Origin of the sequence: Streptomyces viridochromogenes DSM 40736, assembly GCF_000158955.1 — a bacterium.
GTDB classification, from domain to species: Bacteria; Actinomycetota; Actinomycetes; order Streptomycetales; family Streptomycetaceae; genus Streptomyces; species Streptomyces venetus.
Genome location: NZ_GG657757.1, coordinates 5,807,787 through 5,821,980, shown reverse-complemented (window position 1 = coordinate 5,821,980; position 14,194 = coordinate 5,807,787). Strand labels below are relative to the sequence as shown.

The window sequence follows — 14,194 nt, the reverse complement described above, 5'->3', positions numbered from 1 at the left end:
CCACGGCCGGGGCGTACGTGAAGCCGTGGGTGGTGAGGAGGCGGGCCAGGAAGAGGAGGGCGCCGAGGGTGAGGACCTCCGCGTAGGCCGAGGGTTCGTCGAGGACCGCGGTGCAGAGGGTGAGCAGCGCCGTCAGGGCGCCCAGGAACAGGGCGAAGGCGCCGAGGAGCAGCGGTCGTACCGCGGCGGCGAAGTCCTCCAGGCCGCGGCTCGCCGCGAGCTTGCGGCGGGCGCGGGCGGTGAAGAGGTGGGCCGTCCAGGCCGCGGGCGCGCAGGCCAGGGTGAGGGCCAGGACGGGGGCGGCGGTGAGCGGCCAGGGGCCGTCGGCCGTGCCGGTGGGCAGGCCGTCGGGGCCTCCGGCGACGGCGCTGCGGAGCAGGCCGTCACCCAGGAGGGAGTAGGCGAGGAGCCAGCAGACCCACGCGCCGGTCGGGCGGGGGGTGGCGCGGTCGCTCGGACTCAGGGGGCCGCGGCGTGAGGCGGCGCGGAGGGCCAGGGCCACGGCGAGAGTGCCGGCGGCCACCGCGAGGAGGCGGGACCGGCCGTGGGCGAGGTGCGTGGCGGTCACGGCGGCGGCGCACAGCGTGCCGGGCAGGAGAGTCAGGAGGACCCAGCCGGCGCGCACCCCTGGGCCGTCGGGCGTGGCGGGCCGGGGCCCGTCCCCGTTCCGGGACACTCGCGCGAACATCTCCTCCGCCAGCGAGAAGACGTCCCGGTGGCGGAAGCGGGCGGCGGACCGGTCGGTGAGGCCGTGCGCTTCCAGGCCTGCCGCGATCTCGAGGGGGTCCACCGCGCGTTCGCACAGCTCGCGGTGGCGGTGCATCAGCGCCTTGACGGGGTCGGCGGCACCGCGCCGCGTGGCGGCCGGTCCGCGGCCGGTGGTCTTCTCCGCGGCGGCCGGGTCCGTGGTCACGGGGCTCAGCGCCTGCTCCGGGTCGGAGTCCCACGCCCCGGGGCGGCCCAGTTCGTCCAAGTCGTTCATCGTGCTCCCTCCGGGGCCGGGACGGGGCCGGCGTCTCGTACGGGTCGGTCCATCGCCCAGCCGGGGGCGCTCCGAGCGGCGAGCGGGGATGTCGAAGCCGACCAGCGGACGGGGACGTGGGCCTCGGCGGGGTGGGCGAAGGGCAGCGGCTCCCCCGCCTGGTCGAGGACGACGCGGCGGACCGGGGTGCGCGAAACGATCTCGAGGTAAATGCCGTGAAATGCCTCGATGTTCTGCTCGACCGTGAACAGTTCGAGGGCACGGGCGCGGGCGGCGGCACCCAGGCGCGCACGGCGTTCGGGGTCGCGCAGCAACGCCACGCACGCCTCGGCGAGCGCCCTGGGGTTGCGGGGCGGGACGACGAGGCCGGTGCCTCCGATGACCTCGACGACCGCGCCGACGTCGGTCGACACCGTCGCGCGCCCGCAGAGCATGGCCTCGACGAGGCCGATCGGGAAGCCCTCGACGACGCTGGACAGGACCGTCACGGCGCCCGAGGCGTAGCGTCGGAGCGGGCGGGGAGCTCCGGCCCGCCGATCTCCTCGAAGGACACCGGGTTGTCGCCGGCGGTGTGCGGGCCGTCGGCCTCGTCGGGGAAGAGCTGGGCGGCCAGTGTCCGGCAGTGGCCGAGGTAGGCCGTGCCCTCGGGGCCGGTGGGCGCTCCGACGATGCGCAGGCGCGTCGCGGGCTCCCGCTTGCGGATCTCCGCGAAGGCGTGCAGCAGCGAGACCAGGTCCTTGGCGGGCTCGACGCGCCCGACCCAGACGAGCGTGCCCGGGTCGGCACACTCCGGGGACTCGCCGACGTCCGCGAAGGGCCGGGCGTCCATGCCGGGGTGGACGGTGCGGAGCTTCTCGCGGTCGGCGCCACAGCGCTCCTGCCAGCGGCGGGCGTGGGCGTTGCCGGCCGTGACGAGGACGGCGCGTGCGTAGGCCTCGGTCGCGAGTCTGTTGTGGAAGGCCGCCAGCAGGGACCGCACGGCGGGTGGGGCGTCCGGGGCGGTGAGGTAGTGCGTCCGCAGGCGCACGCCGTACTCGGTCACCAGCAGGGGCACGCCGGTGAAGTGCCGGGCCAACAGGCCCGGCAGGGCGGCGGTGCCGCCGGACGCGGCGTGGCAGAGGTCGACCGTGCCCAGCCCGTCGTCCTCGTACCAGTCGAGGGAGAGCGGGCGCAGGGCGCGTTCCAGCTGTCCGGCCACGGCGAGCAGATCCGGCACCCGGGCCTCGCGTGCAGCCCGGTGTGCGCCGGGCGCACGACAGGCGCGTTCGAGCGTGCGGACGGCTGTCTCGGAGCGGAGCGCTCCTGCCAGTCCGCCCTCCTCGCGGGCGAGTTCGGCCAGCCCGTACAGCGCGTTGGCGAAACGGTCCGCCTCGGGGGTCCGCGCCGTCCCTGAGGGTCCTTCGGCAGCCGCTGGAGCGCCTCCGGACACCCCGCACAGCACGGCCGCCAGTTCGCCGAAGCACTCGGTGAACCGCCGACGGGCACGGCGGCCGAGGACCACTCCGTCGTCCTCGGCCATCCACAGCGGCGCGGTGCGCACCCTGCGGACATGCGGGGGCAACGGGATCCAGCCCTCGTCCTCCTGGTGTTCGCTGCGGCTGAGCGCGTAGACGTCGAACTCGTGCTGTCCGAGCCCGCGCACCAGCCGGTCGCACCAGAGCCTGGCGTCACCGCTCACGTACGGATAGCCACCCTCGGTAAGCAGTCCGATGCGCACGAGTGCACCCCCGATCTCCCGTATGGGGAGCCGCCGTTGCCCGGCGGCTCGCAGCGGGAAGAAGGTATGCGGACAAGGCGGTGGTGCGACGGACGGTTGTCCGTCGCACCACCAAAAGGGGTGAACGGTCGTAACTTTCCCGTGCGGGTCGCGTTTTGTCGCGCTAGGAGATCAACCGGACACGGCTCGTCACGCGATGGCCAACTCCCGCCGGGCGGCCCTGCGCCGGGCCGCGAGCTCCGGGTCGAGCGCCGGTACGGCGGCCAGGAGCTGCCGGGTGTACGGGTCCTGAGGGTCCTCGTAGACCTGGTCGGCCGGGCCGGACTCGACGATCCGGCCGCGGCGCATCACCGCGACCCGGTCGCTGACCTGGCGTACGACGGCGAGGTCGTGCGCCACGAAGACCAGCGCCAGCCCGAGCTCGCGCTGCAGCTCTCCCAGGAGGGCGACCACTTGTGCCTGTGTGGTGACGTCGAGCGCGGAGACGGGCTCGTCGCAGACGATGACGCGTGGGTCGGCGGCGAGTGCCCGCGCGATGCCGACGCGCTGGCGCTGACCGCCGCTGAACTCGTGCGGGTAGCGGTCGTGGTGCGCCGCTTCGAGCCCCACGCGCTCCAGAAGTTCCCGTACGCGCTCCCGGATGCGCCCCTCGTCCCGCTCTCCGCGTGCCCGCAGCGGGTCCGCGATGGACTCCCCCACGCTGCGGCGCGGGTTGAGGGAGGAGACGGGGTCCTGGAAGACCATCTGCACGTCCGGGCGTACACCGCCGCCCGGCTCGATCCGTCCCGCCGTGGGTTCCAGCAGCCCCACCAGCATGCGGCCCAGGGTCGTCTTGCCGCTGCCGCTCTCGCCGACCACGCCGAGCGTCTCACCGCGGTGCAGGGTCAGGGACACGTCGTCCACGGCCGTGAACGCCCGCTTCCCGCGCCCGAACTCGCGCCGCAGACCCGTGGCCCGGAGGACCACCTCGCCGGACACCTCGGAGGGGGCGCGCGACGCGTCCACGCGCGGGACCGCGGCGAGCAGGTCCCGGGTGTACGGCTCCGACGGCGCGCCCAGGACGGCGGTGACCGGCCCGTGCTCCACCGCCCGGCCGTGCCGCATCACCAGCACCTCATCGACGCTCTCGGCGGCGACGCCGACGTCGTGCGTGACGAGCAGCAGGCCCATGCCGGTCTCCTCGCGCAGCGTGTGCAGCAGGTCGAGGACCTGGGCCTGGACGGTCACGTCGAGGGCGGTCGTCGGCTCGTCGGCGATCAGCAGCCGGGGCTCGCACGCGAGCGCCATGGCGATCAGGGCGCGCTGGCGCATGCCGCCGCTGAACTCGTGCGGCCGGGACCGGGACCGCCGGACCGCGTCCGGGATGCCCACCCGGTCGAGGACCTCCACGGCACGCGCGCGTGCCGCCCGCCGGGACACGCGCGCGTGCACCCGGTACACCTCGGCGATCTGGTCTCCGATCGCGTAGTACGGGTCGAGGGAGGACAGCGGATCCTGGAACACCATGGCGGCTCGCCCGCCGCGCAGCCGCCGCAACTCCTCGTCGGAGGCCCGCTGCACGTCGGTGCCGGCCACCTCGACCGTGCCCTCGACCCGCGCGCCGGTGCCGCGGTGCAGACCGAGCAACGCGGACGCCACCGTCGACTTGCCGGAGCCGGACTCGCCGACCAGGGCCAGGGCGGCGCCCTCCTCCAGGCGGAAGGAGAGTCCGTCGACGGCACGCAGCGTGCCGAAGTCCACGCGGAGGTCTGTCACGTCGACCAGGCTCATGTCAGCACCACCCGTCGGTCGGCCACCGCGTACAGGACGTCCGCGACGGCGTTGGCGAGGACCACGAAGAATCCGATGACCAGGACCATGCCGACCACGACCGGCAGGTCGACGACGTTGACGGCATGGACGAGTTCCTGTCCGACGCCGGGCAGGCCGAACAGTGTCTCGGTGAGCACCGCGCCGCCGATCGCCGATCCGACGTTGTTGGCGTTCAGCGCGATGACCGGCGCGAACGCGCCACGCAGGGCGTGCCGTCCGACGATCGACCGTTCGCCGACGCCGTACGCGCGGAAGGTGCGGATGTGGTCTTCGGCCAGCGTCTCCAGCATGGAGGCCCGGGTCAGCCGGGCGAACGCGGCGGCCTCGATGAGGGCGAGCGACAGCCAGGGCAGCAGCAGGTTCCACGCCCATTGTTCGGGGTCGTCACCGAGCGCCACGTACTGCGGGAAGGGCAGCAGCTGAAGTTCCCCGCAGACGACGATCATCAGGACCAGGCCGATGACGAAGACCGGGGTGGCGGTGCCGGCGAGGGTGATGCCGGTCAGCACCCGCTCGGAGAGCCGGCCGCGCCGCCAGGCGGAGAGCACACCGGTGCCGACGCCGAGGACCAGCCAGATGACCATGGCGCCGGCCACCAGGGACAGGCTGACCGGGAGCTTGGTCAGGATCAGCTGCGTGACCTGCTGGTCGCTCTGGTACGACAGGCCGAGGCAGGGCGCGGAGCAGTGCTGCACGGACGTGCCGGTCGAGTAGTCCTGGCCGGCGACGAGGCCCTGCAGGAAGTGCCCGTACCGTACGAACAACGGGTCGTCGAGGTTCAGCTGCCGGGCCACCTGGTGCACCTGTTCCGGTGAGCAGCGCGGACCGCAGGTGATCTGGGCGACGTTGCCGGGGGTGGCGTAGAAGACGACGTAGACGATCACCGAGATGACGAGCAGGGTGACGGCCGCGCCGACGGCGCGGCGCAGGACGAAGCCGGGGACGCCGTTCATGCCGTGCCTCCCGCGTCCGCCTTCGACTCCCGCCTGCGTCCCGTCCCGATGCGCAGCCGGGAGGCCGCACGCGGGTCGAGGGCGGTGCGGACGCCGTCGCCGAGGACGGTGAGGGCGAGCACCGTGATGAACAGGGCGCCCGCGGGCAGCAGCAGGTACTGCGGGGCGGCCTGGTACCAGACGTCGGCGGCCGTGAGCATCTGCCCCCAGGAGGGGGTGGGCGGCTTCACGCCCACCCCGAGGAAGGACAGGGCGGCCTCGACGGTGATGTTCGTCGGGACGAGCAGCGCGGCGTACGTGATGATGGGCGCGGCGACCCCGGGCAGGAGTTCGCGGCGGGCGATGCTCCAGGTGCCCCAGCCGCTGAGCCGTGCCGCGGCGACGTGGTCGAGTTCCTTGAGGGTGAGCGTCTGCGCCCGCACGATCCGGGCGATGTTGCCCCAGCCGATCAGGCCGACGACGAGTGCGACGAGCACGGGCCGCGGGAAGCTCGGCGGCACGATCGCGAGCAGCGCAAGCGACATGATCATGAGCGGCATGGCGACCATGACGTCCGTGAACCGGCTCAGCAGTTGATCAACCCATCGCTTCCCCAGCGCGGCCGCGACGCCCACGGTGGTCCCGATGGCGACCTGCACCACGGTCGCGGCCAGGGCGACGCCCAAGGACACGCGTGCGCCGTGGACCAGACGCGCGAACAGGTCCCGGCCGGTCTGCGGTTCGACGCCGAACCAGTGGTCGGCGCTCGCTCCGCCGAGGGACCCGATGGGCACGCCGCCGCGCGCGGAGTCCACGAGGGAGGGGTGGTAGGTGGTCGGGTCCTGGCCTTCCAGGGCGGTGAGCAGCGGCGCGGCGAGAGCGACCAGGACGAGCAGCGCGACGACTCCGGCCGCTACGAGGGCGGCGCGCTGCGTGCGCAGCCGCCGCCAGAACTGACGAGCCCCCGAGGCGGCCGGGACGGTGGTGTCCGTCGCGGCCGCCTCGACGGCGAGAAGTGCCTCACTCACGGTGTCACTTCACCGCGACCTGGGAGATGTCCAGCACGCCGGTCCAGTCGCTGATCACGACGTTCTTGACGTCCTTGCCGACCAGTCGCTTGTAGACGGGGTGGAACAGCGGGACGGTGAGGGCCTTCTCGCCGATCTTCTTGTCCAGCGCACCCCACCTCTCGGCGGCCTGGTCGAGATCCGTCAGCTTGTTGATCGCGTCGATCTCGGCATTGACCGACTTGTCGTTCAGCAGGCCGGTGTTGAAGTTCGCGCCGTCCTTGACGATCTGCCGGCCGTCGAAGATCGGGGCGAGGAACGGGCCGCCGGAGGGCCAGTCGGCTCCCCAGTGGGCGAGGAAGAAGCCCGGCTCGGTCTTCACGCTGTGGATCTTGTCGGAGTAGTCGTTGTCCTCCAGGCCCTGCAGCTTGACCGTGATGCCGGCCTTCTTCAGCGCGTCCTGGATGGCGGTCGCGATCTCGGGGCTGGTCTCGAAGTCCTTGGCGTTGGAGTGCGTCAGCGTGACGGTGAGCCCGTTCGGGTGGCCGGCCTCCTTCAGCAGCTCCTTGGCCTTGGCCGGGTCACCGGCCTTGCCCGCCGGGAAGAGGTCGTAGGGCGTGTACCCGAAGGACTTCTGGTCCGGCAGGAAGGTGGTGGCGGGCTCGGCGAGCGCGGACCCGCCGGCGGCGTTGACCACGGACGACCGGTCGATGGCGTACGAGATCGCCTGCCGCACCTTGGGGTCGTCGAACGGCTTCACGGTCGGATTGAACGCGATGTAGTTGGTGTAGCCGAAGTGCCCGGTGCCGACGCGCGAGGCGAGGTCCTTGTCGCCGGTCACCTTGGCCAGTTCGGCGGGGCCGAGGTTGGTGTCCGTGGTGACGGCGGCGGCGTCCGCCCCCTGGGACGCGGACAGCCGCTGGTTGATCACGGCCGAGTCCAGCCCCGACCGTACGTCGATCTTGTCCGGGTAGGCCTTGCGTTCGGCGTCGGTCGAGGCGGACCAGTGCGGGTTGCGCTCCAGGACCAGCCGCTCGCCGTCGTTCTCGTTCCGCACGACCTTGTACGGCCCCGACGAGACGGGGTGCTCCTCGTACTTCGTGCCCGTGTCCTTGCTCTTCGGGACGGGCGTGAACTGCGTCTGTGTGGCGAGGTAGGGGAACTCGCCCTCGGGCTTGTTCAGACGGAAGACGATGGTCCGCTCGTCCGGCGTCTCGATCGCGTCGAGGCCCTTCTTGTCCTTGTACGGGCCCTGGTAGTCGGCGGCCCCGACCAGCCAGTCCCGCAGGTAGGGGGCACCGCCGGAGAGTTCGGGTGCGAAGGAGCGCTCGATGCCGTACTTGATGTCGGCCGAGGTGATCGGGGTGCCGTCCTCGTACGTGAGGCCCTTCTTCAGGGTGTACGTCCACACTGTCGCGCCCTTGCTGGGGCGCCCGGTGTCGGTGGCGAGGTCCGGGACGACCTCGGTGCCGGCGGCGCCGTTCTCGCGGTTGCGGGTGGTGAGCGTACGGAAGACCAGGGACGGGACGTTGCCGCCGCCGGAGGTGTACAGCCGCGCCGGGTCGAAGTCCTCCTGAGGGCTCGCGTTCAGCACACTGAGGGTGCCCCCCTTGTGGGGCGTGGAGTCGCCGCCGGCGCCCTTGGCATCGTTGTCCTTCGGCCCGCAGGCGGCGGCACCCGCTGCCAGGACCAGGCTGACGGATGCCGCGGCCACGCGGCGCGCTGTGACGGACGGTTGGCGCATCGGAATGACGACCTCTCGGATGATGTCTCGGATCGCGAGACGAAGAGACGAAGGGTGAGACGAGACTGAGCAGACGTCTCCCCGGGCGCCGGGTCGTCGAAGATGCCGCGACCGGGGTCACGGACAGGCCGTGACGGAGGTCACAAGGAGGGGGTCGGGTTCGCGACGCGCGCCTGGGGCGGGCGTCAGCAACAGTGGATGTCGGCCACGCAGAGCGGGGTCACGCCGATGAGCGCCAGCTCGATGGCGGCGCGAACGGATACATGACGGGGCGACATGCCCAGAAATATGAACGAACTTTCGGCGCCTGTCAACGCGGGACGTGGGCCGCTCCCTGTGACGCCTGTCAACTCCTGGGATACGGCCAGGGATTGGCCCGGCAGTGGATGCCGTCGTGGTCGAGGAACTTGGTCTGCTGCTGCATGACCGGGGCGAGGTCGCCGTTCTTGTCGCAGGTGACGTGGTTGTAGCCGAGGCGGTGGCCGACCTCGTGGTTGATCAGCATCTGCCGGTAGGCGTGGATCTTGTCACCGTACGTCTCCGAGCCCTGCGCCCACCGGTAGGCGTTGATCATCACGCGCTCGGTGGCGAGCGAGTCGCAGGAGACGTTGTCCACGGTGGTGTCCAGGCCGGACTTCTCGCACCAGTCGGCGGTCGTGCCGGGGCTGGCGAGGGTGATCACGAAGTCGGGGTTGCCGGAGTGGATGCGCTCGAAGGTGCGGGCGCCGTTGTGGGCCCAACTGCGCTGGTCGTTGAGCGTCTTCTGGACGGCCTCGGCGAAGAGCACGCCGTCGAGCCCGAGCCCCTGCTCCACGTCCACCCGGTAGGTGAACTTCTGCCCCGAGCCGGGTGCCTTGGCGATACCGGGGACGGCGTCGAACTTCCCCGAACCCTTGAGCTTGGCGCCGAGCGGGTAGGTCCTGGCCATCGCCTCGCCGTACGTCAGCGCCTTCGTGCCGGAGTCCGGGGCGGGCGCACGGCCGTCCGCCCGGGAGGCGGAGTCCCGTACGTCGCCGCGGCCTTGGTCGGCGGCGGACTGCGACTGCGTGCCGGCATCGCCGTTGCCGTCGGCGACCTGACCGGCGACGATCACGGCCAGCACGGTGGTGACGGCGGCGGCCGCGATACCGGTGAAGGTACGGCCCTTGGCGCCCTTGCCCGGCGCGGGTGCACCGGTGGGCTCCGCGTCGTCATCGTGAGCGTCGTCGTGATCGTGTTCGTGGTCGCCGAAGCGACCGCCTGCCGAGGCGCTCGGGTTCCAGCTGGTGACGGAGGCGTAGGCGTCCGCCGCGCGGGCGGAGGCGGGCGTGCCGGGCGCGAAAGCGTCGTCACCCTCGCCGAAGGCGTCGAGGTACTCCTGCCGCGGTCCGGGCACGGGCGCCCGTCGCTGCCGAGGTATCGGCGCGCCGTCAGCCCTCAGCTCACCCCAGCCGCCCCCGGCCTCCCGCTGCTCGGGGTGCCCGCCGCGGGCGTGGGGGAAGCCGTGCGGAGGGGTGCCGTCGGACAGCCGGGGCACCCCGCGCGCGGGGGTGCCGTCCGGAGGCCGTGGAACACCTCGCGCCGGCGTGCCGTCCTGAAGCCGCGGAACGCCCTGCGCGGGAGTCCCGCCGGGCGGACGCGGCGTGCCTTGCGCGGGTGCCCCGTTGCCCGGGGCGGGGCGGGGCCCCGGCATGCGCCGAGGGGCCGGGCCCTGGGGCGGCCGGCCCGTCTGTCCGGAGCGCGGCGGTGCCGCGCGGTCGCCCCGGCCGGTGTCCGGCGCCTGGCCCTGATCCTGACCTTCACCTTGACCCGGCCACTGTCCCGGCCCGGTCCGGCCTTCCCGTACTGCGGTTGTGTCCGCGGTGTCGCCCTTGGCGACGGGCCCGCGACGGCTGTGGCGTCCCACCTCGCGCCTCAGCCCCCCATGCTCTCGTCAGTGTGTTCCTCGTCGGCGGCCGGATCCGCCCGGGCGTCCGCGTCCCGCGTCCGCCGCTCACCCAACTCTCCCGCATCTTCGAGAAGTTCGCGAAACGCCAAGGCCACCGTCTCCGGGTACTCCATCATGGCCACGTGTCCCGCGTCCGGCAACGTCACGAGACGTGAGTCACGGAAAGCCCGGGCCGCCCGCTGCGCCATGCGGAAGCCGACCAGCTGGTCCCGGCCGCCGTAGACGAGAAGCGTCGGCGCGAGGACCCGTTCGGCCTGGCGCCACAGACCCTGCTGGCCGCCCAGCGTGTACGCGTTGACGATGCCACGCGCGGAACGCGCCATGGCGTCCCAGAAGTACGGCAGCCGCAGCCGCCGTTCCATCTCCTGCACGGCGTTGCGGAAACCTTCCGGCGTCACCCGGCCCGGATCCCCGTAGCACAGCGCCATCACACCGTGGACCCGTTGCTCCGCCGTCCATCCCCGGGTGAGCCGGGTGAAGAGCAGGGCGACGCCGGGCACCGCGAGCAGCCCCGTCGGAACGGCGGAGCGCTGCACTCGGATCTCGGGCAGAGCGGGCGACACGAGCGTGAGCGTACGGACGAGATCGGGCCGTACCGCCGCGACACGAGTGGTGACGGCGCCGCCGAGCGAGTTGCCGAACAGGTGGACGGGGCCGCGCCCGGTGGCGTCGAGGTAGCGGATCACCGCACGCGCGTGGCCGGTGACGGAGTAGTCGCCGTCGTCCGGCGGCGGGGAGTCACCGAAGCCCGGCAGGTCCAGTGCCTCGCTGTCGACGACGTCGTCCAGCAGCGGCATGAGCGCCGACCAGTTCTGCGAGGAACCCCCGAGCCCGTGCACGTACAGCGCGGGAGGCAGCCCCTCGCGCACGGGGCGTCGCGACCGCACCGTCAGTGTGACCCCGGGAAGCTCGACCGACCTGAGCCGCTCGCCCTCCGCGACCCTGACGCCCCCCACCTTCGGCAGCACGTTGGCGGGCGGCACGAACGGCAGCTCGGTCGAAGACATGCGGCAATGTTACGAGACGATCACGTAGTGGCTCATGTGTTCGCCGTCACAGGAATCGGCCATCGGGGAGCGACTGCCATTGAGGAGCCAGGAGGGGGCACCCGAGAATCAGCCGGCGGGATGCGCACTGCGTCACGTCCCGGACGCGGATCGCATAGCGTCCGGATCGGGTGTCTCCTAGGCTCGTACAGAGGGCACCCGCGTGTGGCCCCTGCATCCCCAGGGACGTTCGTAGGAAGGGAGCCCAGCATGGCCGTTGACCCCACCGACCCTGAGACGTTCGAGGCCGAGGACGCGCCGGAAACGCCTGAGTTCGACGTCGAGGCCCCCGAGGTCGACGCGGCCGAGCAGCACGCGGACATCGCGCCGAAGGGCGACGACCCGCTGACCGGCGTCGACCCGGACCGTGCCAACGAGGCCGATCTGGTCGAGCAGGCCCGGGTCGTCTCGCTCGACGAGGACGACTACCGCTGATGCATGCCGCCGAGGGCGACACTGAGCACCGGTGAGCAGGAAGGGAGGCGCATTTTGCCCGCTCTATCCCTGTTTGAAACCTTCTCAACCACTTTCGTAACCGTCCGGTCCGTGAAATTCTGCGCTCTCACCGCGCACACCACGGTTACCGAAAAGTACGATGGCGACGCGGCCAGATCCGCAGGACGACTATGGGAGGCGGCGTGACAGCCATCGAGCAGACAGAGGCGGTTCGCCCACGGGGCACACGCCTGCCACGCCGTGCCCGACGGAACCAGCTCCTGGGAGCCGCCCAGGAGGTGTTCGTGGCCCAGGGCTACCACGCGGCCGCGATGGATGACATCGCCGAGCGCGCCGGTGTCAGCAAGCCCGTGCTCTACCAGCACTTCCCGGGCAAGCTCGACCTCTATCTCGCGCTGCTGGACCAGCACTGCGAAGCGCTCATCCAGTCCGTGCGGAGCGCGCTGGCGTCGACGACCGACAACAAGCAGCGCGTCCGCGCCACGATGGACGCCTACTTCGCGTACGTCGAGGACGACGGCGGTGCCTTCCGCCTGGTCTTCGAATCGGACCTGACGAACGAGCCCGCCGTGCGCGAGCGCGTGGACAAGGTCACCAACGAGTGCGCGGAGGCCATCTGCGACGTGATCGCCGAGGACACCGGCCTCTCGCGCGCGGAGTCGATGCTGCTCGCCTCGGGCATGGGCGGTCTCGCACAGGTGGTGGCGCGGTCCTGGCTGCACAGCGACCGCAGCGTGCCGCGCGAGCAGGCCGTGCAGCTGCTCACCTCGCTGGCCTGGCGCGGTATCGCGGGCTTCCCGCTGCACGGGACCGACCAGCAGCACCACTGAGGGCCGCCTTGTTCCCGCCCGATGTTCGCTCGTGGCGTTCTCGGGCGGAGCGTGCGGATCCCCTCACCGGGCTAATGTGTGCTGCGTACGGCGCGGAAGGTCGCGCACATCACTGACCGTCGGAGGGACATAGCCGTGGAGGTCAAGATCGGCGTGCAGCACGCGCCCCGCGAGATCGTTCTGGAGAGCGGTCAGAGCCCCGAGGAGGTCGAGCGCGTGGTGGCCGAGGCTCTGGCCGGGAAGTCACAGCTGCTCAGCCTCGTGGACGAGCACGGCCGCAAGGTCCTGGTTCCGGCCGACCGTCTCGCCTACGTCGAGATCGGCGAGCCGGCTCCGCGCAAGGTGGGCTTCGGCGCGCTCTAGGCGCACCACGTGGGACGGGGCGGGGCGGCCATGGGCCATCCCGCCCCGTTCGCGTTCTCCCCACCCGCGCGGCACACGGATCACTCCACGGATGGAGCACAAATCGCCCACAGGGGTGGATTGGATTCCGCAGGTCAGGGGTAAGACGGGCTACGACCGATTTGGGCAGGCCGGCCGTGTGGGAGGGACCCCGACATGCTCCTGGAAGCGCTGAGCTCCGCGATCCTCGGCCTGGCTCTGGCGTGGGCGGCGTCGCACCGCCTGCCGCACCGTCTCCCGGCCCGCCCGCTGGTCCTGTCGACCGGCGTCGCCGGCGCGCTCTTCGGCGCGTTCGTGATGCACAGCGCGCTGGAGGCCGGGCATCTGCTGGTGGTCCTGCTCGGTGCGGTGATCGTCTCGGCGGCCTCGCTGTCGCTGCTGCTGCGTCCGGCGGGGCGCCTGCGCCGACGATCAGCGACGGCGTAGCCGAACCGCCAGGGGCGCGCGGAACCGCGCGCCCGGCGGGGACCACCTGATGACGAGCGCTAGGCGGCCAGGCCCAGCGCGGCCATCCGCTTGGTGTGGGCCTCGGTGATCCGCGAGAACATCTTGCCGACCTCCGCCAGGTCGAAGCCGTCGGCGACGCCTCCCACCAGCATGGTCGACAGGGCGTCCCGGTCGGCGACCACGCGCTGGGACTGCGACAGGGCCTCGCCCATCAGCCGCCGCGCCCACAGCGCGAGCCGGCCGCCCACCCGGGGGTCGGCGTCGATCGCGGCCCGCACCTTCTCCACGGCGAAGCCGCCGTGCCCGGTGTCGTCGAGGACCGCCAGCACCAGACCGCGGGAGTCGGAGTCCAGCCGCGCGGCCACCTCACGGTAGAAGTCGCTGGCGATCGAGTCGCCGACGTACGCCTTGACGAGCCCCTCCAGCCAGTCCGAGGGAGCCGTCTGCTTGTGGAACCCGTCGTACGCGGCGACGAACGGCTCCATCGCCTGCGTCGGCTCCTCGCCGATCTCCGCGAGCCGGTCGCGCAGCCTCTCGAAGTGGTGGAACTCGGCCGACGCCATCTTCGCCAGCTCCGCCTTGTCCTCCAGCGTTGGTGCCAGCTTGGCGTCCTCCGCGAGCCGCTCGAACGCCGCCAGCTCCCCGTACGCGAGCGCTCCGAGCAGGTCCACGACCGCGGCGCGGTACTGCGGGTCGGCGGAGGCCGTCGCCCAGTCCTGGGCGGCGACTCCGGTGTGTTCGGCGGGGGCGGTTTCCGAGGCGTTCTCAGGCTTGTCAGAGCTCGTCATGAAGCGCACAATAGCCCGCCCGCCGGGAGGCGTAAGGCCCTGGTCAATCACTGTGACGACGACTACGTGACCAAATCGGCCATCGCATGTGCGGGAATCCGGGG

Annotated in this window: 13 protein-coding genes and 1 pseudogene; 4 read left to right on the top strand and 10 right to left on the bottom strand. The window is 72.1% G+C overall.

From position 1 onward, the window contains the following. The 9 genes and pseudogenes from SSQG_RS25770 to SSQG_RS25735 form a co-directional block, all read right to left on the bottom strand. Nucleotides 1-982 (bottom strand): hypothetical protein (locus SSQG_RS25770; RefSeq protein ID WP_003992792.1); only part of this gene is annotated, 982 nt, incomplete at its 3' end. Beyond that, nucleotides 979-2,699, bottom strand: a pseudogene (locus tag SSQG_RS25765) (DUF3492 domain-containing protein). The gene SSQG_RS25770 and the pseudogene SSQG_RS25765, both read right to left, overlap by 4 nt. 189 nt (nt 2,700-2,888) lie before the next feature. Continuing rightward, nucleotides 2,889-4,469, bottom strand: coding sequence for a dipeptide ABC transporter ATP-binding protein (locus SSQG_RS25760; protein WP_003992790.1), 1,581 nt, complete (start codon nt 4,467-4,469; stop codon nt 2,889-2,891). After that, the gene (locus SSQG_RS25755; protein WP_003992789.1) at nt 4,466-5,464 is read right to left on the bottom strand and encodes an ABC transporter permease; all 999 of its coding nucleotides are present in this window, start codon (nt 5,462-5,464) and stop codon (nt 4,466-4,468) included. Before SSQG_RS25755 ends, SSQG_RS25760 begins: the two co-directional genes overlap by 4 nt. Continuing rightward, nucleotides 5,461-6,471, bottom strand: coding sequence for an ABC transporter permease (locus SSQG_RS25750; RefSeq protein ID WP_003992788.1), 1,011 nt, complete (start codon nt 6,469-6,471; stop codon nt 5,461-5,463). The genes SSQG_RS25755 and SSQG_RS25750 overlap by 4 nt, the downstream gene beginning before the upstream one ends. 4 nt (nt 6,472-6,475) lie before the next feature. Beyond that, a complete protein-coding gene (locus SSQG_RS25745) occupies nt 6,476-8,194 on the bottom strand; it encodes an ABC transporter substrate-binding protein (protein WP_003992787.1) in 1,719 nt (572 codons plus the stop codon). 185 nt (nt 8,195-8,379) lie between these two features. Beyond that, on the bottom strand, nt 8,380-8,472 hold the full coding sequence (locus SSQG_RS43740) for an Ms4533A family Cys-rich leader peptide (protein WP_311774658.1): 93 nt from the start codon (nt 8,470-8,472) through the stop codon (nt 8,380-8,382). 68 nt (nt 8,473-8,540) lie between these two features. Next, on the bottom strand, nt 8,541-9,866 hold the full coding sequence (locus SSQG_RS25740; RefSeq protein ID WP_425315002.1) for a DUF3152 domain-containing protein: 1,326 nt from the start codon (nt 9,864-9,866) through the stop codon (nt 8,541-8,543). Nucleotides 9,867-10,087: 221 nt separating this feature from the next. Beyond that, the gene (locus SSQG_RS25735; RefSeq protein WP_003992785.1) at nt 10,088-11,128 is read right to left on the bottom strand and encodes an alpha/beta fold hydrolase; all 1,041 of its coding nucleotides are present in this window, start codon (nt 11,126-11,128) and stop codon (nt 10,088-10,090) included. A gap of 249 nt (nt 11,129-11,377) precedes the next feature. On the opposite strand from SSQG_RS25735, the gene SSQG_RS25730 reads away from it, so the two are divergent. The 4 genes from SSQG_RS25730 to SSQG_RS25715 all read left to right on the top strand — a co-directional run bounded on the left by SSQG_RS25730 (nt 11,378) and on the right by SSQG_RS25715 (nt 13,281). Next, nucleotides 11,378-11,602: a hypothetical protein gene (locus SSQG_RS25730; RefSeq protein WP_003992784.1), complete on the top strand. Its 225-nt coding sequence runs from the start codon at nt 11,378-11,380 to the stop codon at nt 11,600-11,602. Between the two features lie 203 nt (nt 11,603-11,805). Further along, entirely contained in the window at nt 11,806-12,453 is a 648-nt protein-coding gene (locus tag SSQG_RS25725; RefSeq protein ID WP_003992783.1) for a TetR/AcrR family transcriptional regulator, read from the top strand. Nucleotides 12,454-12,588: 135 nt separating this feature from the next. After that, a complete protein-coding gene (locus SSQG_RS25720) occupies nt 12,589-12,816 on the top strand; it encodes a DUF3107 domain-containing protein (protein WP_030232462.1) in 228 nt (75 codons plus the stop codon). A 195-nt stretch (nt 12,817-13,011) separates the two neighbouring features. Beyond that, nucleotides 13,012-13,281, top strand: coding sequence for a hypothetical protein (locus SSQG_RS25715; protein WP_003992781.1), 270 nt, complete (start codon nt 13,012-13,014; stop codon nt 13,279-13,281). A 59-nt stretch (nt 13,282-13,340) separates the two neighbouring features. On the opposite strand, the gene SSQG_RS25710 is transcribed toward SSQG_RS25715, so the two are convergent. Then, nucleotides 13,341-14,090: a ferritin-like fold-containing protein gene (locus tag SSQG_RS25710; RefSeq protein ID WP_208865668.1), complete on the bottom strand. Its 750-nt coding sequence runs from the start codon at nt 14,088-14,090 to the stop codon at nt 13,341-13,343. Nucleotides 14,091-14,194: the final 104 nt, after the last annotated feature.